This is a genomic window from Stutzerimonas stutzeri (genome assembly GCF_018138085.1).
Classification (GTDB): Bacteria; Pseudomonadota; Gammaproteobacteria; order Pseudomonadales; family Pseudomonadaceae; genus Stutzerimonas; species Stutzerimonas stutzeri_AI.
Genome location: NZ_CP073105.1, coordinates 412,700 through 437,996, shown reverse-complemented (window position 1 = coordinate 437,996; position 25,297 = coordinate 412,700). Strand labels below are relative to the sequence as shown.

At 64.4% G+C, this 25,297-nt stretch carries 24 protein-coding genes; 14 read left to right on the top strand and 10 right to left on the bottom strand.

The window, feature by feature from the left end:
• Window positions 1-37: 37 nt before the first annotated feature.
• The 4 genes from KCX70_RS02135 (at window position 38) to xpt (ending at window position 4,553) form a co-directional block, all read left to right on the top strand.
• The gene (locus tag KCX70_RS02135) at window positions 38-1,606 is read left to right on the top strand and encodes an alpha-amylase family glycosyl hydrolase (RefSeq protein ID WP_212619139.1); all 1,569 of its coding nucleotides are present in this window, start codon (window positions 38-40) and stop codon (window positions 1,604-1,606) included.
• Window positions 1,576-3,195, top strand: coding sequence for an alpha-amylase family protein (locus tag KCX70_RS02130; protein ID WP_212619138.1), 1,620 nt, complete (start codon window positions 1,576-1,578; stop codon window positions 3,193-3,195). Before KCX70_RS02135 ends, KCX70_RS02130 begins: the two co-directional genes overlap by 31 nt.
• A gap of 4 nt (window positions 3,196-3,199) precedes the next feature.
• Entirely contained in the window at window positions 3,200-3,790 is a 591-nt protein-coding gene (locus KCX70_RS02125; protein ID WP_212619137.1) for a 3-keto-disaccharide hydrolase, read from the top strand.
• A gap of 190 nt (window positions 3,791-3,980) precedes the next feature.
• A complete protein-coding gene (gene xpt / locus KCX70_RS02120; RefSeq protein ID WP_102846431.1) occupies window positions 3,981-4,553 on the top strand; it encodes a xanthine phosphoribosyltransferase in 573 nt (190 codons plus the stop codon).
• A 10-nt stretch (window positions 4,554-4,563) separates the two neighbouring features.
• Here the strand turns inward: xpt and KCX70_RS02115 are convergent, their stop codons facing one another.
• The 5 genes from KCX70_RS02115 to dadA all read right to left on the bottom strand — a co-directional run bounded on the left by KCX70_RS02115 (window position 4,564) and on the right by dadA (window position 8,088).
• On the bottom strand, window positions 4,564-5,082 hold the full coding sequence (locus KCX70_RS02115) for a cupin domain-containing protein (protein ID WP_212619136.1): 519 nt from the start codon (window positions 5,080-5,082) through the stop codon (window positions 4,564-4,566).
• 139 nt (window positions 5,083-5,221) lie between these two features.
• A complete protein-coding gene (locus KCX70_RS02110) occupies window positions 5,222-5,644 on the bottom strand; it encodes a c-type cytochrome (protein WP_021207166.1) in 423 nt (140 codons plus the stop codon).
• Window positions 5,645-5,796: 152 nt separating this feature from the next.
• On the bottom strand, window positions 5,797-6,345 hold the full coding sequence (locus KCX70_RS02105; protein WP_021207167.1) for a cupin domain-containing protein: 549 nt from the start codon (window positions 6,343-6,345) through the stop codon (window positions 5,797-5,799).
• A 113-nt stretch (window positions 6,346-6,458) separates the two neighbouring features.
• On the bottom strand, window positions 6,459-6,815 hold the full coding sequence (locus KCX70_RS02100) for a RidA family protein (RefSeq protein WP_021207168.1): 357 nt from the start codon (window positions 6,813-6,815) through the stop codon (window positions 6,459-6,461).
• A complete protein-coding gene (gene dadA, locus KCX70_RS02095) occupies window positions 6,790-8,088 on the bottom strand; it encodes a D-amino acid dehydrogenase (protein WP_212619135.1) in 1,299 nt (432 codons plus the stop codon). The genes KCX70_RS02100 and dadA overlap by 26 nt, the downstream gene beginning before the upstream one ends.
• A gap of 149 nt (window positions 8,089-8,237) precedes the next feature.
• Here dadA and KCX70_RS02090 point away from each other — a divergent pair, with 149 nt between their 5' ends.
• The 4 genes from KCX70_RS02090 (at window position 8,238) to KCX70_RS02075 (ending at window position 12,730) form a co-directional block, all read left to right on the top strand.
• Window positions 8,238-8,726 (top strand): Lrp/AsnC ligand binding domain-containing protein, encoded by a 489-nt coding sequence (locus tag KCX70_RS02090; protein ID WP_021207170.1) that lies wholly within the window; start codon window positions 8,238-8,240, stop codon window positions 8,724-8,726.
• A 147-nt stretch (window positions 8,727-8,873) separates the two neighbouring features.
• Window positions 8,874-10,184 carry an NAD(P)/FAD-dependent oxidoreductase gene (locus KCX70_RS02085; RefSeq protein ID WP_212619134.1) on the top strand — a complete coding sequence of 437 codons (1,311 nt, stop codon included), beginning with the start codon at window positions 8,874-8,876 and terminating at the stop codon, window positions 10,182-10,184.
• Window positions 10,185-10,246: 62 nt separating this feature from the next.
• A complete protein-coding gene (locus KCX70_RS02080) occupies window positions 10,247-11,797 on the top strand; it encodes a phospholipase D family protein (protein WP_212619133.1) in 1,551 nt (516 codons plus the stop codon).
• A 171-nt stretch (window positions 11,798-11,968) separates the two neighbouring features.
• A complete protein-coding gene (locus tag KCX70_RS02075; RefSeq protein ID WP_102846426.1) occupies window positions 11,969-12,730 on the top strand; it encodes a hypothetical protein in 762 nt (253 codons plus the stop codon).
• 15 nt (window positions 12,731-12,745) lie between these two features.
• Here the strand turns inward: KCX70_RS02075 and KCX70_RS02070 are convergent, their stop codons facing one another.
• From KCX70_RS02070 to KCX70_RS02060, 3 genes are all read right to left on the bottom strand, one after another.
• Window positions 12,746-13,270 carry a DUF962 domain-containing protein gene (locus KCX70_RS02070; RefSeq protein WP_102846425.1) on the bottom strand — a complete coding sequence of 175 codons (525 nt, stop codon included), beginning with the start codon at window positions 13,268-13,270 and terminating at the stop codon, window positions 12,746-12,748.
• A 118-nt stretch (window positions 13,271-13,388) separates the two neighbouring features.
• Window positions 13,389-14,954, bottom strand: a complete 1,566-nt coding sequence (locus KCX70_RS02065) for a methyl-accepting chemotaxis protein (protein ID WP_212619132.1) — start codon at window positions 14,952-14,954, stop codon at window positions 13,389-13,391.
• A gap of 159 nt (window positions 14,955-15,113) precedes the next feature.
• Window positions 15,114-16,634 (bottom strand): 3-hydroxyacyl-CoA dehydrogenase, encoded by a 1,521-nt coding sequence (locus KCX70_RS02060; RefSeq protein WP_212619131.1) that lies wholly within the window; start codon window positions 16,632-16,634, stop codon window positions 15,114-15,116.
• 144 nt (window positions 16,635-16,778) lie between these two features.
• Between KCX70_RS02060 and KCX70_RS02055 the strand changes: the two genes are divergently transcribed.
• Window positions 16,779-17,219 carry a PaaI family thioesterase gene (locus tag KCX70_RS02055; protein WP_102846422.1) on the top strand — a complete coding sequence of 147 codons (441 nt, stop codon included), beginning with the start codon at window positions 16,779-16,781 and terminating at the stop codon, window positions 17,217-17,219.
• Complete coding sequence (locus KCX70_RS02050; protein ID WP_212619130.1) at window positions 17,220-18,563, top strand: hypothetical protein; 1,344 nt, start codon at window positions 17,220-17,222, stop codon at window positions 18,561-18,563.
• 10 nt (window positions 18,564-18,573) lie between these two features.
• Here the strand turns inward: KCX70_RS02050 and radC are convergent, their stop codons facing one another.
• Window positions 18,574-19,248 carry a RadC family protein gene (radC, locus tag KCX70_RS02045; RefSeq protein ID WP_102851640.1) on the bottom strand — a complete coding sequence of 225 codons (675 nt, stop codon included), beginning with the start codon at window positions 19,246-19,248 and terminating at the stop codon, window positions 18,574-18,576.
• Window positions 19,249-19,367: 119 nt separating this feature from the next.
• Between radC and coaBC the strand changes: the two genes are divergently transcribed.
• The 4 genes from coaBC (at window position 19,368) to argB (ending at window position 24,589) form a co-directional block, all read left to right on the top strand.
• The gene (gene coaBC / locus KCX70_RS02040; RefSeq protein ID WP_021207180.1) at window positions 19,368-20,576 is read left to right on the top strand and encodes a bifunctional phosphopantothenoylcysteine decarboxylase/phosphopantothenate--cysteine ligase CoaBC; all 1,209 of its coding nucleotides are present in this window, start codon (window positions 19,368-19,370) and stop codon (window positions 20,574-20,576) included.
• Window positions 20,577-20,581: 5 nt separating this feature from the next.
• Complete coding sequence (gene dut, locus KCX70_RS02035; RefSeq protein ID WP_212619129.1) at window positions 20,582-21,037, top strand: dUTP diphosphatase; 456 nt, start codon at window positions 20,582-20,584, stop codon at window positions 21,035-21,037.
• A gap of 1,230 nt (window positions 21,038-22,267) precedes the next feature.
• Window positions 22,268-23,659 (top strand): phosphomannomutase/phosphoglucomutase, encoded by a 1,392-nt coding sequence (gene algC / locus KCX70_RS02030; protein ID WP_202961919.1) that lies wholly within the window; start codon window positions 22,268-22,270, stop codon window positions 23,657-23,659.
• A gap of 15 nt (window positions 23,660-23,674) precedes the next feature.
• Complete coding sequence (argB, locus tag KCX70_RS02025; RefSeq protein WP_102851643.1) at window positions 23,675-24,589, top strand: acetylglutamate kinase; 915 nt, start codon at window positions 23,675-23,677, stop codon at window positions 24,587-24,589.
• Window positions 24,590-24,654: 65 nt separating this feature from the next.
• On the opposite strand, the gene KCX70_RS02020 is transcribed toward argB, so the two are convergent.
• Window positions 24,655-25,239, bottom strand: coding sequence for a DUF4124 domain-containing protein (locus KCX70_RS02020; RefSeq protein ID WP_207765138.1), 585 nt, complete (start codon window positions 25,237-25,239; stop codon window positions 24,655-24,657).
• Between the last annotated feature and the right edge of the window lie 58 nt (window positions 25,240-25,297).

Sequence of the window (25,297 nt, the reverse complement as noted above, 5' to 3'; positions counted from 1 at the left end):
GCACCGGACCTGCCGTACACCGGAAAAGGGGACCAGCATGAGCGAGTCAACCCAAGCACCCTGGTGGAAAGGTGCGACCTTCTACCAGATCTATCCGCGATCTTTCGCCGACAGCAACGGTGACGGCATCGGCGACCTCAACGGCGTGCTGCACCATCTCGATCATCTGCAACAGCTGGGCGTCGACGCCCTCTGGTTGTCGCCGATCTTCCGCTCGCCGATGGCCGATGCCGGCTACGACATCAGTGACTACTGCGACATCGACCCGCTATTCGGCACGCTGGCCGATATCGACCGGCTGATAGCCGAGGCTCACGCCCGCGGTATTCGCGTGCTGCTGGACTTCGTGCCCAACCACACCTCCGACGAGCATCCCTGGTTCGTCGAGTCGCGCAGCTCGAGGGACAACCCCAAGCGCGACTGGTACATCTGGCGCGATCAACCGAACAACTGGCGTGCCGCGCTGGGCGCCGGCAGTGCCTGGGCCTGGGACGAGCACACCCAGCAGTATTACCTGCACCTGTTCCTGGCCAAGCAGCCGGACCTTAACTGGCGCAACCCCGAGGTGGTCGAGGCGATGCACGACGTGCTGCGCTTCTGGCTCGACCGCGGCGTCGACGGCTTTCGCATCGATGTCATCCATTGCACCGGCAAGGACGAAAGCTTCACCGACGACCCGCGCTGCCAGGCCGGCCAGCCGTTGTCGGACTTCAACGATCAACCGTACAGCCATGAAGTGCTACGCCGCTTGCGCCGGCTGGTCGACAGCTATCCCGGCGATCGCATGCTGGTCGGCGAAGTGAACATTCGCTCCACCGAGCGGGTACTGCAGTACTACGGCGCGGGCGACGAGCTGCACCTGGCGTTCAACTTCAACCCACTCGATGCGCCCTGGGACCCGGTGCTGTTTCGCACCTGCATCCGCGAGGTCGAGCACTGGCTGCAGCCGGCCGGCGCCTGGCCAACCTGGGTGTTGTCCAACCACGACAACGTGCGTCAGCGCAGCCGTTACCAGGGCTCCGAACACGCCGCACGCGCCGCGGCGGTGCTGTTGCTGACGCTGCGCGGTACACCGTTCATCTATCAGGGCGAGGAGCTGGGCCTGGAAGACGCGCAGATCACCGCTGAAACACGTGTCGATCCCGGTGGCCGTGATGGCTGCCGCGCCCCCATTCCCTGGCAAGCCGAACCGCCCCACGGCTGGCGCGGTGCCAAGCCCTGGCTGCCCTTTCCGCCAGAGGCCGAGGAGCTCGCCGCAGAACGCCAGACCGGCGCCGCCAACTCGATGTTCGCGCTTTACCGACGGCTGCTGGCGGCACGCAAGGCCAGTCCGGCACTGCACCATGGCAGCTTCGAAGAGCTGCCCTCGCACCCCGAAGTGCTGGTCTATCGCAGGCAGCTCGGCGATGACTGCCGGCTGGTCTGCATCAACTTCGCCGAGCAGACCCACGCCTACCCGCAAGCCGGTGATTGGCAAGTGGAAGTTGCCAGCGACGGCGTCGGCGAAGGCGAACCCTATGGCGGCAGCCTGAACCCCGGACAGGCCGTCATCCTGCGCCCAACGGAGAACTTAGCATGCGCCCACTCTGGTATCGCAACGCGGTGATCTATCAGATCGATCCGTCACTCTTCTTCGACATCAACGGTGACGGCTGCGGCGACCTGCGCGGCATCACCGAGCGCCTGGACTATATCCGCGGCCTGGGCGCGACGGCCATCTGGCTGATGCCCTTCTACCAATCGCCGTTCCGTGACGCCGGTTACGACGTCAGCGACCACTTGCAGGTCGATCCTCGCTTCGGCGATCTCGCCGATGTGGTCTACCTGCTGGAAAAGGCCGAGGAGCTGGGTCTGCACGTGATGATCGAGCTGGTGGTGCAGCACACCTCGACCGAGCATCGCTGGTTCCAGGAAGCGCGGCGCGACCGGCAATCGCCCTACCGGGACTTCTACATCTGGGCCGACGAGCCGGATGACAGCATCGAGCCGATCTTTCCCACCGTGGAGAAAAGCGTCTGGACCTGGGACGAAGAGGCTGGGCAGTACTACCGCCACCTGTTCTACAGCCATGAGCCCGACCTCAACCTGGGCAACCCGAAGGTGATCAAGGAGATCGAGCGGATCATTGCCTTCTGGCTGCGCCTTGGCGTGTCGGGATTCCGCGTCGACGCCGCTTCGCATCTCGTCGAACAGGCCGGTGGCGGGGACGATCAGGACGGTTATTGGCTGCTCGAACACATGCGCGACTTCGTCACCCTGCGTCGACCCGAAGCGGTGCTGCTGGGTGAGGTCGACGTGGAGCCGGAGCTGTACCGCGGCTATTTCGGCGAAGGCGACAGGCTGACCCTGTTGCTGAATTTCTGGGCCAACAACCACTTCTTCCTCGCGCTCGCACGCAGCGAGGCAGCGCCTCTCCATCAAGCCTTGGAAAGCCAGCCGGAACCGCCCGAACGCGCGCAGTACGCCATCTGGCTGCGTAACCACGACGAGCTGGATCTCGAGCGCCTGACCGACGACGAGCGTGAAGAAGTGATGCAGGCCTTCGCCCCCGAACCCGACATGCGCGCCTACAACCGCGGCATACGCCGACGCCTGGCACCGATGCTCGACGGCAACGAACGGCGCATCGCCATGGCCCATGCACTGCTGTTCGCGCTGCCCGGCACGCCGATCGTTCGTTATGGCGAGGAGATCGGCATGGGGGATGACCTGTCACGCCCCGAGCGCCTGGCGGTACGCACACCGATGCAATGGTCCAACGAACCCAACGCCGGCTTCTCCTGCGCGGACTCCGAGCAACTTGCCGCACCGGTGATCGATGGGGACGAATTCGGTTACCAGCAGAGAAACGTCTACGCCCAGACCCTGCGCGACGACTCCCTGCTGTCGCGGACCGGGACCATGATCCGCACCCGCATCGGCCTGCGCGAGATCGGCGGCGGCAAGCATCGCGCGGTCGAAACGGGTTGCCCTTCGGTGTTCGCCATCCGCCACGACAATGATTCGACCGTGCTGATGCTGGCGAACCTGGCGGACCGGGAGGTCGAGGTCGAGATCGCTGACGACGATCTGCAGGACATGGTCGACGTCCTGGCCGACAGCGATTACGAACAACCCCACGGCAGCCCGCTGCGGTTACGCCTGACCGGCTACGGCTACCGCTGGCTGCGCCGCAAACAGCAGCTGTTCGGATGAACTCATGATCGAGCAACTCGATGCATCCCAGTGGCGCGGCTGGCACGGCGCAGACTTCCCCCACGATTGCTGGCGCGTGGCGGGCGACGAACTCCAGGCTGTCGCCGGCACGCGGCGCGTCGACCTGATCTCACGGCAGCGTTATCGCGACTTCGTGCTGCGCCTGGAATTCGCCCTGCCGGCAGCCGGAAATTCCGGGCTGTTCTGTCGGGTCGAGGAGGCAGCGGAGCTGAGCTGGCACAGCGGTCCGGAGATGCAACTGCTCGATGATCAGGGCCACCCGGACGGACGCGAACCCAGGACGCGCAACGGTGCGCTGTACGGATTGCTGCCGCCTGAGCTGGAAACGCCGATCGAGCCCGAACGATTCGTCGAAGCCGCGTTGAGCGTGCGGGGCGACGAGGTCGAGCACTGGCTGAACGGACGCTGCGTGTTGCGCTATCGCCTCGACGATCCGGCGTTGCGTGAGCGCATTGCCGGTAGCAAGTTCAGCGGCTATCCGCGCTTCGCCCAGGCCGCGGAAGGCCATGTCGTGCTCCAACACCACGGCGAAGCGGCGCGCTTTCGCCGCCTGTCGATAGAAACACCGGACTGAACACGCCCCTTGGACCGCGGCACGGATTTGAGCGAGAATGCGCGGCTTTCCAGGCTGCGGTAAGCAGTGACGAACGGATGCTGGATCGAAACGAGCTGGGCGCTCGCCTCCATGGCGCAGCGCCCAACTGGTTTTCGGAACCCCGATTCGTCAGGCAAATCCGGCCGCTCACGCTTGAGGTAGCGCGTTCGTGGAACAGCTGAAACAGAAGATCCGCAATGAAGGCATCGTACTCTCCGACCGCGTACTCAAGGTCGATGCTTTCCTGAACCACCAGATCGACCCCGTGCTGATGCAGCAGATCGGTCAGGAATTTGCGCGCCGGTTCCGCGACGAGGGCATCACCAAGATCGTCACCATCGAAGCGTCGGGCATCGCACCGGCGATCATGGCCGGCCTGGAGCTGGGCGTACCGGTGATCTTCGCCCGCAAGCATCAGTCGCTGACATTGACCGACCACCTGCTGACCGCATCGGTGTATTCCTTCACCAAGCAGGTCGAGAGCACTATCGCGATTTCCACCAACCATCTGTCGCCGAGCGACCGGGTACTGGTCATCGACGATTTTCTTGCCAACGGCAAAGCGGCCAAGGGGCTGATCTCAATCATCCAGCAGGCCGGTGCGAGCATCGCCGGGCTGGGTATCGTCATCGAAAAGTCGTTCCAGGCGGGCCGGCAGGAATTGGAAGAAGCGGGCTTTCGTGTCGAATCGCTGGCCCGGGTCGCCGCGCTCAGCGACGGCCAGGTCGTATTCGTCGAGTAAGCGCCCCGCGCTACTCCTTACGCCACAGATCGACCAGCGCCCCCTGGGTGCCGGCAACCGGATCGCTGGCCGGCACACCGACCTTTAGCGCGCGTGCCTGCGCCTCGTCATGGCTGGCTTCATCCGGGCGCAGCAGATCGTATTGCTGGTCGACCGGGTAGCCACCCACCACTTCGAAGTCGTCGCTGGCGCTGAGCTGGCAATGACCGGTACCGGCCGGCAACACCAGTGCGTCTCCCGCACGCACCTCGACTTCCTGGCCGTGCTCGCCACCGAGCATCAGCCGCGCCGAGCCCCGCGACACACCCAGCACCTCGTGCGCCGTGGAGTGATAGTGGTGATAGTCATAGACACCGGCGCGCCACTGAGCCGGCCACAGGTGACTGTCGAACAAGTTCTCGAACGCGCCGGCATAGTCGCCATCGGCTAACGGCAGCTGGCGGTATACCAGGACCGGGTGCGGGCTGTTCGGCGTGCGGCCATCGCTGGCAAAGTGCAGCTGCTCGGGTTGCGGGGAGGAACTGGGCATGGACACCTCATCGGCTTGCCTGGGCCAGCGTCGCCGCAGCCCAGGAACGGGTTTCAAGATTCGACCCGGCGTCCCGCGGCTTTTCTCCCCACCGAAAACGACAAAGCCGCCCGAAGGCGGCTCGTGTGCCCGGCTGAACTCAGAGACCGGACATGTGCTTGATGGCGGCGAGCAGTTCGTCGTCCGAGCAATCAGCACAGGTGCCTTTCGGCGGCATGGCGTTGAAGCCGCTGATGGCGTGCTTGAGCAGGCCGTCGATGCCACCACGCGCGTCGGCGCGCTCTTTCCAGGCAGCGGTATCGCCGACTTTCGGCGAATTCAGCAGGCCGGAGCCGTGGCAAGCGCCACAGAACTTGCCGACGACGGCCTCGCCACTACGCGCGGCACCACCGGCTGCCGCAGCAGCAGGGCCAGCCGCTGCGCATTCTTCACCTTGAATACAAACTTCGCCCACCGGCTTGAGCCGTTCGGCGATGTCATCGTTGGTCGCAGCCTGAGCGCTCACTGCCCACAGGGCCACTACGGCAGTCTGTGCTACCAGGATCTTCTTAATCAGGTTCACCTTACACCCTCATGTGGCTAGACACGCCCGCGGCCACGGTAACGCGAGCGGCGGCTAGTATAGCGGCAAGCCATGCTTGCCGAAACAACCCATGTCGCGCAGCCCATGCCAGCGACCTTGTGTCGCACCGCGTGCCGATTCGCATGCGCCAATCAGAAATTGGCTGGCGTGGTTGCGCTGATCAGCTTGGCCGGCGTATCGAATGGATTATGGAAGCGATGCGGTTTGTTGCTGTCGAAGTAGTAGCTATCACCGGTCTCGAGCACATAGGTCTGACCATTCACCGTCAGTTCCAACCGTCCCTCCACCAGCATGCCGGCCTCTTCGCCCTGATGCGCCAGCATGTCCGTACCGGTATCTGCCCCCGGCGGGTAGGTCTCGGAGAGAAAGGCGATCGCCCTGCCCGGGTGCGCCTTGCCGATGAGCTTCATGCTCACCGCGCCGTCGGAAATATCGATCAGCTCGCCCGCCTTGTAAACGACCTGGGTGTCACTCTCCTGCTCGAAATCGGGCGAGAAGAACTCGACCAGCGACATCGGAATGCCGCCCAGGACCTTCTTCAGCGAACTGATCGAAGGGCTGACGCTGTTCTTCTCGATCATCGAGATCGTGCTGTTGGTAACGCCCGCACGCTTGGCTAGCTCACGCTGGGAAAGGCCTTTGAGTTTGCGGATGGTTTGCAGTCGAACGCCGACGTCCAATAGGGGAGCCTCCCAATCAAGCGCGATAAACATAGGTCGCTATGATGGCGAGGGCGTTCGCTATTTTCAACACATCAGGACGAATTGCCGATGACTATGCGGCCAAAGCGCTATCAGTCCGGCAGTGCAGCCACCACCGAGAGTTCAACCAGAATCTCCGGCTCGCACAACCTGGCTTCGACTGTGGCGCGTGCCGGGGCGACCCCGGTGGGCAGCCAGCTGTCCCAGACGGCATTCATGCCGGCAAAATCGGCTTCGATGTCCTTCAGGTAGATGGTGACCGAAAGGATGTGCTGCTTGTCGGTCCCCGCCTGGCGCAGCAGCCGTTCAATATTCTCGAGGGTTTCACGGGTTTGCTGCTCGATACCGGCGCTCAGGTCTTCACCCACCTGGCCGGCCAGATAGACCGTGCCACGGTGGATGACGATCTGACTCATTCGCGCATCAGTGTGCAGGCGCTGTATGGGCATGTTTGCGGGACTCCTTGCTGGTGCCATAACGGGAAATATCCAGACCATCGGTGCTGATCTGGGTGCGTTTGTTCGCCAGCAGATCGGCGAGCACACGCCCCGATCCGCAGGCCATGGTCCAGCCCAGAGTACCGTGGCCCGTGTTCAGATACAGGTTGCGATAGGCCGTCGCGCCGATGATCGGCGTGCCGTCCGGGGTTGCCGGCCGCAAGCCGGTCCAGAGCTCCGCGCGACTCGGATCACCGCCCAGCGGAAAAAGATCACCCACCACCATCTCCAGGGTTTCGCGCCGCCGCGGGTTCAGCGACAAGTCGTGCCCGGCGATTTCGGCCATGCCACCGACCCGAATCCGCTGATCGAAACGGGTAATGGCAACCTTGTAGGTTTCATCGAGCACCGTCGATACCGGCGCCATGCTCGGATTGCTGATCGGTACGGTCAATGAATAGCCCTTCAGCGGGTAGACCGGTGCATGGATGCCCAACGGCTTGAGCATTTGCGGGCTGTAGCTGCCCAGCGCCAGCACGTAGCGATCGGCTTTTTCCAGCTTGCCGCCGATCCAGACGCCATCGAGACGATCGCCGGAAAACTCCAGCCGCTGGATGTCCTGCTCGAAGCGAAACTCCACGCCGAGCCCACGCGCCATCTCGGCCAGCCGGGTGGTGAACATATGACAATCGCCGGTCTGGTCGTTGGGCAGGCGCAGCGCCCCGCTGAGCTTGTCCGCAACGCGTGCGAGCGCCGGCTCGGCCCGAGCGATACCGGCCCGGTCGAGCAACTCGTACGGCACGCCGGACGCCTCCAGCACAGAGATATCCTTGGCCGCGTTATCCAGTTGCGCCTGGGTACGGAACAGCTGGGTGGTACCGCACTGCCGGCCTTCGTAGTCGATGCCGGTTTCGGCACGCAACTCGTCGAGACAGTCGCGACTGTACTCGGACAGCCGCACCATGCGTTCCTTGTTCACTGCATAGCGCGCCGCCGTGCAGTTGCGCAGCATTTGCGCCATCCACAGATATTGCTGGATATCGCCGGTGAGCTTGATCGCCAGCGGTGCGTGACGCTGCATCAGCCATTTCATGGCTTTCAGTGGCACGCCCGGCGCGGCCCAGGGCGAGGCATAGCCAGGCGATACCTGGCCGGCGTTGGCGAAGCTGGTTTCCATGGCCACGGCCGGCTGGCGGTCGACCACCACGACGTCGAAACCCGCACGCGCCAGATAGTAGGCACTGGTGGTGCCGATCACGCCGCTACCCATTACCAGAACACGCATCATCGCCTCCCGCCCGTTCACTGCCAGGCTTTTTCGAATCACTGTTAAAGCGGAGTATAGAAAGCTGCCGGCAGGGTTTTTCGCTATATAAACGGCTATATTTGCGATTAATTCACGCCAGAAGGCCCTTCAACGGAGGCGATGCGCCTATGAGAACCAAGCATCAGACCCGCCGCGAGCTGGACAAAATCGATCGGCAGATCCTCCGCCTGCTTCAGGCTGAAGGACGAATGCCCTTCACCGAGTTGGGCGAACGCATCGGCCTGTCCACCACGCCCTGCACCGAGCGCGTCAGACGCCTGGAGCGGGAAGGCATCATCATGGGATACACCGCACGGCTGAACCCCCAACACCTGAAGGGCGGCCTGCTGGTGTTCGTCGAGATCAGCCTGGCCTACAAGTCCGGCGATATCTTCGAGGAGTTCCGCCGCGCCGTGCTCAAGCTGCCGCACGTACTGGAGTGCCATCTGGTGTCCGGCGACTTCGACTACCTGATCAAGGCGCGCATCTCTGAGATGGCCTCCTACCGCAAGCTGCTGGGCGACATCCTGCTCAAGCTGCCACACGTGCGCGAATCGAAGAGCTACATCGTCATGGAGGAGGTGAAGGAGTCGCTGGAGTTGCCGGTACCGGACTAGCGCAGGCAGGCGGCAAGCTGGTCGTATGACCGCTCCATCAACGTCTCGTATCACCCTGTTGCCGCACGCCGCGATTCAAGCGCTTTTTTGCGTCGGCGCGGATCTCCGGTCTACCCTTCGGCCAGACAAACCCTCCAAGGCCCGAACATGACCAACCGCCAACCGGCCGACCGCCGGCACGACCACGCCCCCTCCTACTACGGCGCCAGCGCCAATCGCCCCCTCGAATTCGCCCCACTGCAAGGCGAACAGCAGGCCGACGTGTGTGTCGTTGGCGGAGGATTCAGCGGCCTCAACACGGCGATCGAACTCGCCGAACGGGGGTTCTCGGTGGTGCTACTCGAAGCGCACCGGATCGCCTGGGGCGCCAGCGGGCGCAACGGCGGGCAGCTGATTCGCGGTGTTGGCCATGACGTCGAGCAATTCCAGCCGGTGCTCGGCAGCGAAGGGGTCGATGCGCTCAAGCGCATGGGCTTCGAGGCCGTCGACATCGTCCGCCAGCGCATCGAGCGCTACGCCATCGACTGCGACCTGACCTGGGGCTATTGCGACCTGGCGACCAAGCCGCGTCACCTGGACGGCTTCGACGCCGACCTGGCGGATCTCACGCGTCTGGGTTACTCACACCCGTTGCGACGCCTGGCGCAGAACGAGATGGGCGAGGTGATTGGCTCGGATCGCTACCTCGGCGGGCTGATCGACATGGGCTCTGGCCATCTGCACCCGCTCAACCTGGCGCTTGGCGAGGCAACGGCCGCGCAGAGCCTTGGCGTCCGCCTGTTCGAGCAATCGGCAGTTGAACGCATCGAGTACGGCCCGAAAGTACGGGTGCGTACCGCCCAGGGCAGCGTACTGGCCGACCAGCTGGTGTTGGCCTGCAACGCCTATCTGCAAGGACTCAACCCAGAGCTGTCCGGCAAGGTGCTGCCGGCCGGCAGCTATGTCATCGCCACCGAGCCGCTGCCCGCGGCACTGGCCAAGGAGCTGCTGCCGCAGAACATGGCGGTCTGCGACCAGCGGGTGGCGCTGGACTACTTTAGATTGTCGGCCGATGGCCGACTGTTGTTCGGCGGTGCCTGCCATTACTCCGGCCGAGACCCGAAAGACATCGCCGCCTACATGCAACCGAAGATGCTCAAGGTGTTCCCGCAGCTGCAGGGGACTCGAATCGATTTTCAGTGGGGCGGCATGATCGGCATCGGTGCCAACCGGCTGCCACAGATCGGGCGGCTCGACGACCACGCCAACGTCTACTTCGCCCAGGCCTACGCCGGGCACGGCCTGAATGCCACACACCTGGCCGGTCGGTTGCTTGCCGAAGCCATCAGCGGCCAGGCCCAGGGGCGCTTCGATCTGTTCGCCGCCGTGCCGCACCCGACGTTCCCCGGAGGCCAACGGCTGCGCTCGCCGCTGCTCGCGCTGGGCATGCTTTGGTATCGGCTCAAGGACCTGTTCTGAATTTCACCGTTGCGCTGGCGTCCAATCGGCAGGGACCGATAACGACCTGAAGGAGTGGACTCTTGCGCATATTTCTGGTGCTCCTCGCGCTCCTGTCACTGGCGGGCTGCGCCTGGCAGGTGGTATCCGCGCCCCCCTCGCATGCGCTGGTCAGTCAGGAATCATCGCTGACCCGACACGTCGCGGCCTTGGCCGCCACCCAACCGCCGGAGTATTCGGGGTTCCGTCTGCTGCCGGCCAGCGCCGAAGCCTTCGCCGCGCGCGTCAGGATGATCCGCGCAGCCGAAACGAGCCTGGACGTGCAGTACTACATCGTCCATGACGGTATCAGCACCCGCACCTTGATCGACGAGCTGCTCGCGGCGGCCGACCGTGGCGTCAGGGTCCGGCTACTGCTCGATGACACCACCAGCGATGGCAGCGATTACCAGATCGCCACGCTGGCCGCGCATCGGAATATCTTCGTCCGCGTGTTCAACCCGCTGCACGTGGGGCGCAGCAATATCGTCACGCGCTCTCTGGGCCGCCTGCTTCACCTTTCGCAACAGCATCGGCGCATGCATAACAAATTGATGCTGGCAGACAGCAGCCTGGCCATCGTCGGGGGTCGCAACCTGGGCGATGAATACTTCGATGCCGACAAGGGGCTGAACTTCACCGATCTCGACCTGCTCGCGGCGGGGCCGGTCGCCCGCCAGCTGGCCACCAGCTTCGACCAGTACTGGAACCATCCGCTCAGCGTGCCCATTCAGCACTTCCTGAGCAGCCCGCCCCGACGGCACGCCTTGAGCGAAGCGCGCCAGCAGATCACCCGCTATTTACGGGCCGATCGCCAGCGCGATCCGCAGCGTTACCAGCATCTGGTTTCGGAACTCGATGGCTCATCGCCGGAGGAGTGGCTCCACGGGCTGGTATGGGCGCACGGTGAAGCGCTCTGGGACCATCCGGAAAAGATCAACGCGAGCGGCATCCCCGACGAGCGCCTGCTGCTGACCACGCGCCTGCAGCCGACCATGGATGCGGTCAGCCGGGAAATGACACTGATATCGGCCTACTTCGTCCCTACCGAGGAAGGGGTGAACTACCTGACCGAACGGGCCAGGAACGGCGTCGCGATCCGGATTCTGACCAACTCGCTGGAGGCCACCGACGTGCCGATCGTTCATGGTGGTTACGCCCCGTATCGCCGGCCATTGCTCGAGGCGGGCGTGCGCTTGTTCGAGCTGCGTCGGCAGCCCGACCAGGAGCCGTCCTACAACCTCGGCGGTGAATCGGAGTCCAGTCTGCACAGCAAGGCGGCAGTGTTCGATCGGCAGGAGGTGTTCCTCGGGTCCTTGAACTTCGATCCACGCTCGGTGCTCTGGAACACCGAAGTTGGCGTACTGATCGAGAGTGCGGAATTGGCCAGCGAAGTGCAGCGGCTGACACTGGAAGGTACCTCGCCGGCGGTGAGCTACGAAGTGCGGTTGGTTAGGCTCAAAGGCCGAGAACGACTGATCTGGATCGCTGAAGATGACAATCACCGCAAGGTGCTGTTGAAAGAACCCGGTGGTACCTGGCGACGGTTCAACGCCTGGATCAGTCGGGTAATCGGCCTTGAGCGGATGCTCTAGCGACATCGGCACGGCCGCCCGGTTGCATGGCGATCCGGCCAAGATTGCCAGCCAAATTGCCGTGCCGCTTGATTTGGCCCCTTCGTGTGATACCAAGAGGCCAGCGACAGTCCGCTGCCGCTCCCATGCCGATACGGCACCTGCTTCTATAAAAATAAAAAGGAGCGCGACATGCATCATCGCAAATGGATATGGATGGTGACGTTACTCATCAGCTGCTTCCCATCGCTGATCAACACCGCCCAGGCGCAGACCTTCACAGCCCTGGAAAGCATGCAGATTCATGCCAACCGGGCGACCAGCAGCCTGCTGCTCTATCGCGGCGAAGGCTTCCAGAAAGCGCACCTGGCCCGGATGGAAAGTGACCTCAAGGCACTGGCGGACGCGATCAACTCCTTTCCCGGCGCCAGCAGTGAACTGCGCGAACTGCACCAGACGCTTCAGGCCACGTTGCGCGAAGGCGCGGGCTTCGGCCGTAAGGAAGATGATGTGCCGTGGGGCTGGCCGCTGCAGATGAGCAAGGCCCTGCGCGACTTTCTGACCGCGGTACGCAGCCAGCAGGGAGCTGATGTTCGCGCCGAACTGCCCGCCAAGGTGGAATATCTGACGGTCCAATACCTGAGCCGTGCCTATGTCGGCTCGTTCGAGACCGCCCGCGAACAGCCGGACACCTATCTCGGACAGGATGAACGACGCCTGGTCCCGTCTATCGACGAGCAGCTTGCCGCACTCGACAGCGCATCGAACCCCGCCGTCGCCAAGCTGAAAACCCGCTGGGACTTCCTCAAGGTAGCGCTCGAAGACATGAACAGCGGCAACAATTCATTCAATACCGCATCAGGCCGGCCGTTCGCCCCGATCATGGTCGACCGTCATGCGCGCAGTCTCAGCGATCAGTGGATGGCGCTCTCCGCCAATGCGGCGGCGAACTGAGCGTGCCCTCGACCGTCAGGCATCGACCGACCGCTGTCGCAGCCTTACCGGCCCGACTCGCGCCTCGATGGCCTGACGCACCGGTTGCCGCAGGCCGAGCATGAAGCCCAGCTCGGCCGCAACGAACAACGGCCCGATGATCAGCCCGACCAGATCATCGACGAACGCGGGTTTGCGCCCTTCGAAGTAGTGCCCGACGAACTGGATGATCCAGCCCACCACGAACAAGCCGACGCCTGCGCTCAGCCAGACGGCCGTGGTCTGCTGTGCCAGCTTCGCCCCGCCCCAGACGCAGAGCGCCAGCACCGCCGTCATCAGCAGGCCGAACCGCAGATCCAGCCGCAGATAGAACGACGAGGCCAGCAGCGCAACCGGGACCACCGGACTCAGCCATAGGCCGAACACCTGCGCGCCGGGGCGCGACAGCAACACCGCAACGGCGAACACGATCATTGGGATGCCGATGAAATGGCTGAGCAGATTCCGCGGATCGCGATGGTAGGCCGCATATTGCGCCAGGTGATCGGTCAGGGTCTTCATGGACGAGCTCCATATGGCAGTGCCGCAAGCTTAGCCAGCCAGGCGACTCGCAGGGTGCTGAACCATGGTTGACGAGCGCCAAAGAGCATGGCGCTTGTGCCAAGGCGGCCTCGGCTCGCTAAGGCTCCGGACGGTAGCCCAGGCGTAGCCCGCCCCAATGTCGACCGGCCACCATGATCGGCACCGAAATGTCGTGCATCAGCTCGCCGGTATCACGGCTGTAGGTTTGCAGCAGCACTTTGCGCTGGTGGCTGCCGCAGCGAGCACCGGTGCGGTCGTTGAACAGCCGCTTGCTGCGACTCTTGACCTTGTCGATCTCCGGGTCGCCGACCGGCGGCTGGCTGAATGCCCGGTTGTGGGTTGGCACATAACCTTCCGGCGTGGTGGCGATGGCGTAGACCAGCGCGTCGTTACGTGCAAGCAGGGGTTCCTGGATCTGCGGCAGTACCTCGTCGGCGTAACGGTCGAAGCGGGTGCTGTAGCGGGTCGGATTGGTGCCCGGCTGCGCCTGGTAATTGCGGTCGAATAGATCGTCGACGCTCAGTCGGCCGGCCTGGAGGTCTGCATCGAAGCGCGCCGCGATGGCCGCAGCCCCTTCCCGCGCCAGATCGAAGATGCCCTGGTGATAGTCGTCGAGCTGCACTTCGGCAAGCTGCTCGCTGACCGTTTCCGCCTGATCGACGAGGGTCCCGGCCGCCTGCTCCAGTTGGCGGGTCTGGCCCTCACTCTGCAGCGCATCGCCACGCAGCTGTTCCAAGGCCACGAACAGTTGCGCCAGCCGCTCGTGATTGCTGGCCGTACCGGAAGCGATCTCCGCGACCTGGGTTTCGACGTTACCGGCGAGCTCCGCGATGGTGCTGAGCTGAACGCCAGTGCCGGCAACCTGCGCCGCCGCTTCGTCGAGCTCGCTGGCCTGTTTACGAATGTGGCTGACCACCGCCGCGCTTTGCTCACGGATATCGCTGACCATTCGCCCGACCTCCTCGGTCGCGCTGCTGGTACGCCCAGCGAGATTGCGTACCTCGTCCGCCACCACGGCGAAACCGCGCCCGGCCTCACCGGCGCGGGCGGCCTCGATGGCGGCGTTGAGCGCCAGCAGATTGGTCTGGCTGGCAATGGACTGGATCACGTCGGTGATCTGGCGGATCTCTTCGGTGCGCGCGGCAAGCCCGTCGAGCAGGGCGCGACTGGCTTCGGTCTGCGCGCTGAGCTGCTGCATGCGCTCGTTGGCGTGCTGCAGTTCGGCACGTCCGGCTTCGCTACTGCGCCGCACAGCTTCAGCGGCTTCCAGCGTCTGCTGGGCGCTGGCGGCGCTGTGCTGCTCGGTCGCGGTCATCGCTTCGGCACCGGAGGCGATTTCATCGATAGCCACCAGCTGCGATTGCAGCCGTGCGGCCAGTTGCTCGGCACTGAATGACACCTGAGCCGCCGAAAGGGCGTTGTGACAGGTGTGGCGAGACAGGCTCTTGCTCAACGCGGCGGAGTTTTGCGCGGCGGAATCAGCCGCAGGCGCCTCGGCTTCGGCGCGCCACGGCCCCAGCCAGGGCCACAGGCCAAGCAGCAGAACGGAGAGTGCGGTCAGGTAGAACGGCAATTCCATCCAGCCATGAAACAGCAGCAGCCCGAACAGGGACACCGCGTGCAACAGGCAGGCCTTGGGGTGAGTGCGGAAGGCGGGGCGCATCGATGGCCTCTTGTTTTTCATCCGGTAAGGAAGACGTTTTACCACCCGTGCCGCCAATGAACATGGTTCCTTGGTCGCACAGGGTGGAATTACCGGGTTAACGGCCAGCGCCTGCCGAGCTTAAGCCCCGCTCGGCACCGCGACAGGTGCGCGCACTTCCTACCCGCGCGCGGCGTCCGGCGCCGTCAACGGCAGGCCGAGCTGCACCCGTCGCCGCAGCCAGGGGCTCGGGCGGTAACGCGGCTCATGGCCGTAGCAGACCTGCATGCCCTCGAGAATGCTGAGGATCCGGGCTGGATTGTAATGCTCGGCGAACCCCAGCGGGCCCTTCGGGTAGCCGAGTGCAACGGTCACCGCACGGTCGAGCGTCTCGGGCGAGGCGATGCCTTTCTGGGCAATTTCGCAGCCCAGATTGACGATGCTGGCGATGATCCGCTGGCTGACGAAGCCAGGTGAGTCGTTGATCACCTCCACCGGCACGCCATCGGCACTCAGCACCTGGCGCGCCTGCGCCTCGAGTGCCGGGTCCAGCGCCGGCTGGCGCATCAGTACGCGGCGCTTGTCGAGATCGCTGAACAGGTCCAGAGCAAGGGTACGCACCGCCGGCAGCCCCAGGCGCTCGATGCAGCTGCTGGCATCCTCGCCCAGCGGCGTGATCAGGCAGATCGCCTCGCTGGACGGTTCGCTGCCGTCTTCCAGCACGGCACCGGCTTGCCGCAGCACCGCGCCGATCTGGCTGCGCACTTCAGGCTCGAGGCTGTCGAGCCAGAACGGCCGGTCGATCGTGACCGGCTCGAAGCGAGGCTCGGGGGTACGGATCTGTTGGCCATTTTCATAGCGATAGAAGCCCTGCCCGGTCTTGCGCCCGAGCAGCCCAGCCGCGACCCGCTGCGCCGCCAGATAGGACGGCGTATACCGCGGGTCGTAATAGAACTGGTCGTGTACCGATTCCATCACCGCGTGGGAGATGTCCAGGCCGGTCAGGTCGAACAACTCGAACGGGCCCATGCGAAAGCCGGGACCATCACGCACGATGCGGTCGATCTGTTCCGGTGTGGCGATGCCCTCGCTGAGAATGCGCTGCGCCTCCGTGCCATAGGCGCGGCCGGCGTGATTGACCAGGAAACCGGGCGTGTCGGGGGTGATCGCGGGGAAGTGCCCGGCCTGCTCGGCCAGTTGCACCAGTCGCTCGATGACCGACGCATCGGTGCGCTCGCCACGCACCACCTCGACCAGCTTCATCAAGGTCACCGGATTGAAGAAATGATACCCGGCGACCCGCTCTGGACGTGCGCAGGCACTGGCGATGCGGGTCACCGACAGTGAAGAGGTGTTGGTCGCCAGCACCGCATCGGCGGCAACCAGTCCTTCCAGCTCGACGAACAGCTGCTGCTTGGCTTCGAGGTTCTCGACGATGGCCTCGATCAGCAGGTCGCAGCCGGACAGCTCTGAAAGCTGATGAGCCGGCTGCATCCGACCCAGGATCGCTGGCAACTCATCGGCCGCCAGCCGGCCTTTGGCGACATTGCGCTCAAGCAGTTCGCGATTGAACTGCAGCGCCTGGTCGATGGTTTCCGGACGACTGTCGTACAGCCAGACCTGCTGACCAGCGCTGGCGAACAATTGCGCGATGCCGCGCCCCATGGCGCCGGCGCCGATGATGCCGATACGGGAAAACATGCGAACCTCCTCGATGAGTCATGTTGCGACTGTTCGTGATCAAACCATGTTTCGCTGTGCGAAATAACATTCCGCCTTTATTGACCGAGAGCCTAAAGACTGCCAGTCTCCTTAGCAAGCCACCCGCAACCGAACGTCGCCGCCATGTCCGACTATTCTCCCGCCCAGCTGCAGCAGGTCCACGCTTCGGTGACCGGTTTTTTCCAGGACGTCGGCTGCGAGTTGCTGGCCTACGGGCCGGAGCACGCCACACTCGCGCTCGATCTGCTGCCACGGCATCTGAACAACGCCAGCAACATGCACGGCGGGGTGATGGCCACCCTGATGGACGTGGCCATGGGCCTGAGCGGTACCTGGGAAGCCGATCCCGCCGATCGGCGCGTCGCGATGACCTTGTCGATGAACATCAACTTCAGCCAGCCGGCCGCCGCGGGCAGCCGCATCAGAGCGCTGGCGCGCTGCCGCTCCGCCGGTCAGAAGGTATTCATGGCCAGTTGCGATCTGCTGGACGAACAGGACCGGCTGATTGCCTTCGGCGAAGGGGTATTCAAGCGCGGCGCACGCCGCCGCGAGTTGCCCGCCTAGATGACCGCGCTACTGCCGCTGGCGTTGCTCTTCGAGCTGCTGGCATTGCTGACCCGGCTACAGGCGTTGAGCGTCGCCAGCGGCGCTCTGCTGGTGCTGTTCTTCGTTTGGCATTGGCGCTCGCTGATGCCCTATCCGCAGCGGCTCGGACTGGTCACCCTGATGGTGCTCGGTTATTGGCTGTTGTCGGGCATGGCGAACTGGCAGCAGGCAGCGCGCCTGTTGTCGGCGGCGGCCTATTACGGCGCCTTCATCGGTGCGCTGGGCCTGATGCATTGCCTGGTCAGGCGTCTCGAACAACTCAGCGAACTGCATCGGATCCTTCTGGCCGGGCCGCGGGCCTGGCTCTACCCCGGTTACCTGATGAGCACCTTCGCGATCAGCTCGGTGCTCAGTTTCGGCATGCTCAACCTGATCTGCGGATCGCTGGAAAATCACCTCGCACGCCGGCCCTACACCGATGGCCAGCGCCGCGAAGGCCGACGCGGCGTGATGGTGACCGCGCTGCGCGGTTTTGCCCTGGTGCCGCTGCTGGCGCCAACCAGCGTCGCCGTGGCGATTCTGACCCGCGAACTGCCTGGCCTGAGTTGGGGCGCGCTGCTGCCGTTCGGGCTGCTCGGCGGTGCGATCCTGCTGCTGTTCGGCTGGCCGACCGAAAACCGGCGTTTGCAGCAATTGGTCGAACATTCACGCATCGAAGCCGGGGACGGCTCAGGCAAGACCAGCGGCAGCCTGCGCGGATTGCTCATCGGCAGCCTGATCGGTGTCTTGCTGATCGCCTTGCTGGCGGCGCTGACCTGGCTGTCCGCGACCCAGGCCGCGATTCTGCTGGTGCCGAGCGCGGTGATCGTCATTCTGCTCTGGCAGGGCACCGCGCCGGTGAAGGTGTTCGGCGAAGTACGCGACACCCTCGTCGGCATGCGCAACGAGACCTTCATCTTTGCCAGCTCGGCGCTGCTCGCCGGGCTGGTCGCCGCCGTGTTGCCGGTGCATCACCTGGCCGATCAGCTCGGCAATACGCCGCTGGCGCTGTTCGCGCTGGGCACCTGTGGCGCCCTGGCGGTCATCGCGCTGGCGCTGCTCGGCGTTGCGCCGCTGATCTCGTTGAACCTCTGCGCTGCGCTGCTGGCGCAACTGGCGAGCCAGGGGCTGGCCGTGATGCAGCCGGCCGTGGCGCTGCTGTTCGGCTTTTCCTTGGCCATGCTGCTTTCACCCTACGGGCCCTCCGCGCTGTTGCTGGCACGCCATGCCCAGCTGTCGCCCTGGCGCATCGCGGTGGGATGGAACGGTCGTTTCGTGCTCAGCGTGTTGCTGCCGCTGTTGCTGATACCGCTGCTGGCATGAGCGGTGGCGTTCAGATCCAGCCGTGTTCGGCCATGGACAAGGGTTCGCCGTCCCCGACGATGAAATGATCGAGCACGCGCACGTCGATCAGCGCCAGCGCATCGGTCAGCCTGCGCGTCAGCTGCCTGTCCGCCTGGCTTGGTTCGGCGACACCGGAGGGATGGTTGTGGGTCAGGATCACCGCTGCAGCATTCTGCGCAAGGGCCCGCTTGACCACCTGCCGAGGGTAGACGCTGGCGCCGTCGATGGTGCCGTGGAACAGCACCTCGAAGGCCAGGGCACGATGCTTGGCATCGAGGAAAAGGCAAGCGAACAGCTCGTGCGGTTCGTGCCGTAACCGCGCCTTGAGGTAATCGCGCACGGCCTGCGGGCTTTCCAGGGCCGAATCGCGGCGGATGCGCTCGGCCAGGTGCCGCCGCGCCATTTCCAGCACCGCTTGTAGCTGGGCGAACTTCGCCGGCCCGAGCCCGAGGTGCGTGCTGAATAACGTGAGATCGCTCTCCAGCAGTGCGCGCAGGCTGCCGAACTCATTCAGCAGATGCCGCGCCAGATCGACCGCACTCTTGCCGGCGACCCCGGTGCGCAGAAAAATCGCCAGCAGCTCTGCATCCGAGAGTGCCGCGGCACCTTGTTCAAGCAGTTTTTCCCGCGGTCTTTCCGCCGCCGGCCAGTCACGAATGCTCATGTTTTCTCCCTGTTGAGCACGCCCTAGTTCCCTCTGGGCCCTGTGCTATCTTAGCGGCCTTTTAACCGCGGTCGCCGGCCATGGCCGGAACCAGTTCTCACCCGCAACAAGGCAGGCCTATGCAGCGGCTTTATCGTAAACGCATCGTCCTGGGCGTCGGCGGCGGCATCGCCGCGTACAAGAGCGCCGAGCTGGTTCGCCGGCTGCGCGACCAGGGTGCCGAGGTCCGCGTCGTGATGACCCACGGCGGGCGCGAATTCATCACCCCGCTGACCCTCCAGGCCCTTTCCGGCCACCCGGTCCATCTCGATCTGCTCGATCCTGCCGCCGAAGCGGCCATGGGGCATATCGAGCTGGCGCGCTGGGCCGACCTGGTGCTGATCGCACCCGCCACGGCCGATCTCATGGCGCGTCTGGCACAAGGCGTGGCCAACGACCTGCTGACCACCCTGGTCCTGGCTACCAACGCACCGGTGGCACTGGCCCCGGCGATGAACCAGGCCATGTGGGCCGACCCCGCGACCCAGGCCAACCGCACGCTGCTCCAGCAACGCGGCATTCGACTGTTCGGCCCAGCATCCGGCAGCCAGGCCTGCGGTGACGTCGGCATGGGGCGGATGCTCGAAGCGGACGACCTGGCCCAGGCTGCCGCCGACTGTTTCGAGCGCAGCTTGTTGACCGGCCTGCATCTGTTGATCACCGCCGGGCCGACTCAGGAAAACATCGACCCGGTGCGCTACATCACTAACCACAGCTCCGGCAAGATGGGCTTCGCCCTGGCCGAAGCCGCAGCCGAAGCCGGCGCGCGCGTTACCCTGGTCGCCGGGCCGGTATTCCTGCCGACACCCGACCGGGTGCAACGCATCGATGTGGTGAGCGCGCGCGACATGCTTGCGGCGTGCGAAGCCGCCATGCCGTGCGACCTGTTCATCGCCGCGGCTGCCGTCGCCGACTACCGCCCGGAAGTGATCGCGCCGCACAAGCTGAAGAAGGACCCCACCAGCGGCGACGGCCTGCTGCTGCAGATGGTCCGCAACCCCGACATCCTCGCCACGCTGGCCGGCCGCGACGATCGCCCGTTCAGCGTGGGTTTCGCCGCCGAGACGGAAAACCTCCTCGAATACGCCACGCGCAAGCTACGCGACAAGAACCTCGACCTGATCGTGGCCAATGACGTCGCCAACCCCAGCATCGGCTTCAACAGCGAGGAGAATGCCGTCACGGTAATCGACCGTCAGCAGCACGAAACCCGATTCAGCCAGGCCAGCAAGGGCCATATTGCCCGCCAGCTGATCGCCTTCATCGCCGACCGTTACCATCAGGCCTGATATCCATGCACAAACTTCAAGCAAAAATCCTCGACCCGCGCCTCGGCCGGGACTTCCCCCTGCCGGACTATGCCACCAGCGGTTCCGCCGGCCTCGACCTGCGCGCCATGCTGCAAGCCGACACCACGCTGGAACCCGGTCAGACGCTGCTGATTCCCACCGGGCTGTCGATTCATATCGCCGACCCAGGCCTCGCGGCACTGGTGCTGCCGCGCTCCGGCCTCGGCCACAAGCATGGCATCGTGCTGGGCAATCTGGTCGGGTTGATCGACTCCGACTACCAGGGCGAACTGATGGTTTCGTGCTGGAACCGTGGCCAGTCCAACTTCAACATCGCCGTGGGCGAGCGCATCGCGCAGCTGATGCTGGTGCCGGTGATCCAGGCGCAGTTCGAACTGGTCAGCGAGTTCGACGACAGCGACCGCGGTGCGGGCGGCTTCGGTCATTCGGGCAGCCACTGAGTCAACCCCGCTTTTCAGGATGAATCGAGGAGCTTCATGAAACGCTTCAAGCGCACCGCCAAGGACGCCGGCGTCCTCAACCCTGCCGACACCGCCCCCTCGCCTAGCCGTCGCCGTACGGATTTCAAAGCGCTGACGCCGGGCTTGTTACCGGGATTGCTCGGGCTCGTCGTGGCGGGCGCGCTGGTCTGGTTCGCCGATCAGTCCATCCAGCAGCGGCACGCGGCCGAACTGGCCGAAGCCTGGGGGCAGAGCCAGGCCTCGGCGGTCGAACAAGCGCTGCAGCAGCTGACGCACGAAACCCTCGCCGCGGCCCGCGACCCTCGGTTGCTCGACGCCCTGCGCAGCGAGCAACCCGAGCGGATTCGGGCCGCTGAGCGTGAGCTGAGTTATCGCGACGGCGTCATCGACGCCCACCTCAGCGCGCGTGGTCAGGCCCGCCAGAACGCCGAACGTCCCGGGCCATTGAACTTCGCGGCGCTGGACCTGCTGCAGCGCGCCGAAACCGGCAAGCCACCGGCGCCGGAAGCATTCAAGGTCGGCAATCGCTGGCTGGTCTACAGCGCCGTCGCGCTGCGCCCGGGCCCCGAGCAGCCGGCCGAGGGCACCCTTCTGCTGGTGATAAGCCTGGAGCGGCTGCTGGCCACGCTGCCAGAATTGCCTGCCGACGCGGGCCAGTTGCGCCTGGTCCAGCAGTTCGGCAACGGCCCGGCGCAGGTCCTCGCACAACGGGGTGGCAGCGACCAAGCTGGCGAGCCACTTCGCCTGCCTTCGGCCAATCCGAATTGGACCCTCAGTTTTTTCCCCGGCACCGCACCACGCAGCACGACGGAGTCTGCGCTGCTGCTGCTCGTCGCCGCGCTGGCAGCGCTCGGTGGCCTGTTGCTGGGCTTGCAGCTGGTGCTCAACGCACAGCAGCGCCGGCTTCGTGAAGATGTCATGCACTTGGGGCGAATGGTTCAGGAACTCTCCTCGGGGAAGACCATCCAAACACCGACTTTGAGCCTGCCAGCGCTCGATGCGCTGGCCAGGAGCCTGACCCGTCTGCCGCTACGAGCTGCCCCGGCGGCTACGGTCAAAGCGCCGGCCACGCCGCCGTCAGCGGCTGGGCAAGCCCAAACCACCGAGTACGGCGCCCCTTTGTTCCAGGACACCGATATTCTCGACATCGACATTCTCGACGAGGACCAGGACTGGCTTGGCCTCGACCCCAAGGAGCGAGAAACCGCAATGAGTGCCCCTAAAGCCCCCCAGCTGCCCGCTAGCATCTTCCGCGCCTACGACATCCGCGGCGTGGTCGGCGACACCCTGACCAACGAAACCGCCTACTGGATCGGCCGCGCCGTCGGCTCCCAGAGCCTGGCCCAAGGCGAGCCGAATGTATCGGTCGGCCGAGATGGTCGTCTGTCCGGCCCCGAACTGGTGCAGCATCTGATTCAAGGCCTGGTGGACAGTGGTTGCAGCGTCAGCGACGTCGGCATGGTGCCCACCCCGGTACTCTATTACGCAGCCAATGTGCTGGCCGGCAAGTCTGGTGTGATGCTCACCGGTAGCCACAACCCACCGGACTACAACGGTTTCAAAATCGTCATCGCTGGCGACACCCTGGCCAACGAGCAGATCCAGGCCTTGCGCCAGCGCATCGAGACTGGCGATCTCAGCGAGGGAGTCGGCCAGGCGGAACAGGTGGACGTGCTGGAAAGCTACTTCAAGCGCGTCCGCGAAGACATCGCGATGGCCAAGCCACTCAAGGTAGTGGTCGACTGCGGCAACGGCGTGGCCGGGGTGATCGCGCCGCAGCTGATCGAGGCGCTGGGCTGCAAGGTCATACCGCTGTTCTGCGAGGTCGACGGTAACTTCCCCAACCATCACCCCGACCCGGGCAAACTGGAAAACCTCGAAGACCTGATCGCCAAGGTCAAGTCGGAGAATGCCGATCTGGGCCTGGCCTTCGATGGCGACGGCGATCGCGTCGGCGTGGTGACCAACGCCGGCACCGTGGTCTTCCCTGACCGCCTGCTGATGCTGTTCGCAAAGGATGTGGTATCGCGCAACCCCGGCGCCGACATCATCTTCGACGTCAAGTGCACGCGCCGGCTGACACCGCTGATCAGCGGCTACGGCGGCCGCCCGGTGATGTGGAAGACCGGTCACTCACTGATCAAAAAGAAGATGAAGGAAACCGGCGCCCTGCTCGCCGGCGAAATGAGCGGCCACATCTTCTTCAAGGAACGCTGGTACGGCTTCGACGACGGCATCTACAGCGCCGTGCGCCTGCTGGAAATTCTCAGTCAGGACAAACGCAACGCCGAACAGGTCTTCGCCGCCTTCCCCAACGACATTTCCACGCCCGAGATCAACATCACGGTCACCGAGGAAAGCAAATTCGCCATCATCGAAGCGCTACACCGCGACGCCCATTGGGGCGAGGCCAACATCACCACGCTGGATGGCGTGCGTGTCGACTATCCGAAAGGCTGGGGTCTGGTTCGCGCCTCCAATACCACGCCCGTGCTGGTGCTGCGCTTCGAGGCCGAAAGCGAGGACGAGCTCAAGCGCATACAGGAAGTCTTCCGCGCGCAGCTTTATACTGTCGCGCCTGACCTTACCTTGCCGTTCTGATTTGCGGAGCCCTGCATGACCCTCAGCCGTGAAGCCGCCACCCAATTCGCCCAGGTTCTATCCGAAGCGCTGCCCTATATCCGCCGGTTCGTCGGCAAGACGCTGGTCATCAAGTACGGCGGCAACGCGATGGAAAGCGAGGAGCTGAAAACCGGCTTCGCCCGCGACATCGTGCTGATGAAGGCCGTGGGCATCAACCCGGTGGTGGTTCACGGCGGCGGCCCGCAGATCGGCGACCTGCTCAAGCGCCTGAACATCGAAAGCCATTTCATCGACGGCATGCGGGTCACCGACAGCCAGACGATGGACGTGGTGGAAATGGTGCTCGGCGGTCAGGTCAACAAGAGCATCGTCAGCCTGATCAACCAGCACGGCGGCGCAGCCATCGGCCTGACCGGCAAGGATGCAAAGCTGATTAGGGCGAAGAAGCTCAAGGCCACCCGCCAGACGCCGGAGATGACGTCCCCGGAAATCATCGACATCGGCCACGTTGGCGAAGTCACTGGCGTCAACACCGAGCTGCTTGAAATGCTGGTTCGCGGCAACTTCATTCCGGTTATCGCGCCGATCGGCGTGGGCCCTGACGGCGAGTCGTACAACATCAACGCCGACCTGGTTGCAGGCAAGGTGGCCGAAGCGCTGAAGTCGGAAAAGCTGATGTTGCTGACCAATATCGCCGGCCTCATGGACAAACAGGGCCAGGTCCTTACCGGCTTGACCACCGCCCAGGTCGACGAGCTGATTGCCGACGGCACCATCTATGGCGGCATGCTGCCGAAGATCCGCTGCGCGCTCGAAGCTGTGCAGGGCGGAGTGCACAGCGCTCACATCATCGATGGTCGCGTGCCCAATGCCGTGCTGCTGGAGATCTTCACCGACATCGGCGTCGGCACATTGATCACCAACCGCAAGCCGCCAATCGCCCAGTGACAACGTAGCCATGAAAAAGCCCGGCCACTCCCAGGAGAAGCCGGGCTTTTTTACATCGGATACCCTTATTTGGACGGGCCGAGCAGCTCAGCGACGCGTTCACGTTCGGAAGCAAAACTGATTTCCGCCTGCTTGCGGGCCTGCTTGTAGCGCTGGACATCGCGCTGCAAGCTGGCCTGTTCCTTGCGCAGGTTGTCGATCTGTGACAGCAGCTGCGCCGGGACCTCGCGACCTGCACGCTCGTGGTTCGCTGCCTGGCTTTGCAGGTTGGCCTGTTGCGAGCGAAGCGACTGTAGATTGCCGCGAGTTATCCCGAGAACGCTATCGAGCTCGGCCAATTTGCGCGCCTTGGCCCGCTCCACATCTTCGACGCTGGCATACAAGCGGAGAAGTTGCGCGTCGGTACCGGCACGGGCCTGCGCCTCCAGCAATCGCTGACGTTCCTGCGCCGTCGGGGCGGGCGGTACGACCCGGGTCACCCGCCCCTGGTCAGTGAGCACCTCGTAACCACGCCCGATGTACTGCGGCGGTACGCCATGCCGGTCCAGGACCACGACGCCCTTGTCGTCGACGTAACGATACAGCTCAGCTTGCGCGGCCATTGCGCCCAGCATGCCCAACAGCAACAGCGCGCCACTCCCTATCCGCATATCCGCCTCTTTTCTTATTCGGCATGTCCGGCACATTCACTCGAAGCGCCCGCCTCGG

Bases quoted from the DNA above. Each gene is read 5' to 3' on its own strand.
- KCX70_RS02115 (WP_212619136.1), bottom strand. From the start codon at position 5,082: ATGCCCAGTTCCTCCCCGCAACCCGAGCAGCTGCACTTTGCCAGCGAT.
- KCX70_RS02070 (WP_102846425.1), bottom strand. From the start codon at position 13,270: ATGAAGACCCTGACCGATCACCTGGCGCAATATGCGGCCTACCATCGC.
- KCX70_RS02060 (WP_212619131.1), bottom strand. From the start codon at position 16,634: ATGTTTTCCCGTATCGGCATCATCGGCGCCGGCGCCATGGGGCGCGGC.
- dut (WP_212619129.1), top strand. From the start codon at position 20,582: ATGCACAAACTTCAAGCAAAAATCCTCGACCCGCGCCTCGGCCGGGAC.
- KCX70_RS02090 (WP_021207170.1), top strand. From the start codon at position 8,238: ATGAGAACCAAGCATCAGACCCGCCGCGAGCTGGACAAAATCGATCGG.
- KCX70_RS02020 (WP_207765138.1), bottom strand. From the start codon at position 25,239: ATGCGGATAGGGAGTGGCGCGCTGTTGCTGTTGGGCATGCTGGGCGCA.
- KCX70_RS02135 (WP_212619139.1), top strand. From the start codon at position 38: ATGAGCGAGTCAACCCAAGCACCCTGGTGGAAAGGTGCGACCTTCTAC.
- KCX70_RS02125 (WP_212619137.1), top strand. From the start codon at position 3,200: ATGATCGAGCAACTCGATGCATCCCAGTGGCGCGGCTGGCACGGCGCA.
- argB (WP_102851643.1), top strand. From the start codon at position 23,675: ATGACCCTCAGCCGTGAAGCCGCCACCCAATTCGCCCAGGTTCTATCC.
- radC (WP_102851640.1), bottom strand. From the start codon at position 19,248: ATGAGCATTCGTGACTGGCCGGCGGCGGAAAGACCGCGGGAAAAACTG.
- KCX70_RS02050 (WP_212619130.1), top strand. From the start codon at position 17,220: ATGACCGCGCTACTGCCGCTGGCGTTGCTCTTCGAGCTGCTGGCATTG.
- KCX70_RS02100 (WP_021207168.1), bottom strand. From the start codon at position 6,815: ATGCCCATACAGCGCCTGCACACTGATGCGCGAATGAGTCAGATCGTC.
- KCX70_RS02065 (WP_212619132.1), bottom strand. From the start codon at position 14,954: ATGCGCCCCGCCTTCCGCACTCACCCCAAGGCCTGCCTGTTGCACGCG.
- KCX70_RS02130 (WP_212619138.1), top strand. From the start codon at position 1,576: ATGCGCCCACTCTGGTATCGCAACGCGGTGATCTATCAGATCGATCCG.
- dadA (WP_212619135.1), bottom strand. From the start codon at position 8,088: ATGCGTGTTCTGGTAATGGGTAGCGGCGTGATCGGCACCACCAGTGCC.
- KCX70_RS02085 (WP_212619134.1), top strand. From the start codon at position 8,874: ATGACCAACCGCCAACCGGCCGACCGCCGGCACGACCACGCCCCCTCC.
- algC (WP_202961919.1), top strand. From the start codon at position 22,268: ATGAGTGCCCCTAAAGCCCCCCAGCTGCCCGCTAGCATCTTCCGCGCC.
- coaBC (WP_021207180.1), top strand. From the start codon at position 19,368: ATGCAGCGGCTTTATCGTAAACGCATCGTCCTGGGCGTCGGCGGCGGC.
- KCX70_RS02075 (WP_102846426.1), top strand. From the start codon at position 11,969: ATGCATCATCGCAAATGGATATGGATGGTGACGTTACTCATCAGCTGC.
- KCX70_RS02055 (WP_102846422.1), top strand. From the start codon at position 16,779: ATGTCCGACTATTCTCCCGCCCAGCTGCAGCAGGTCCACGCTTCGGTG.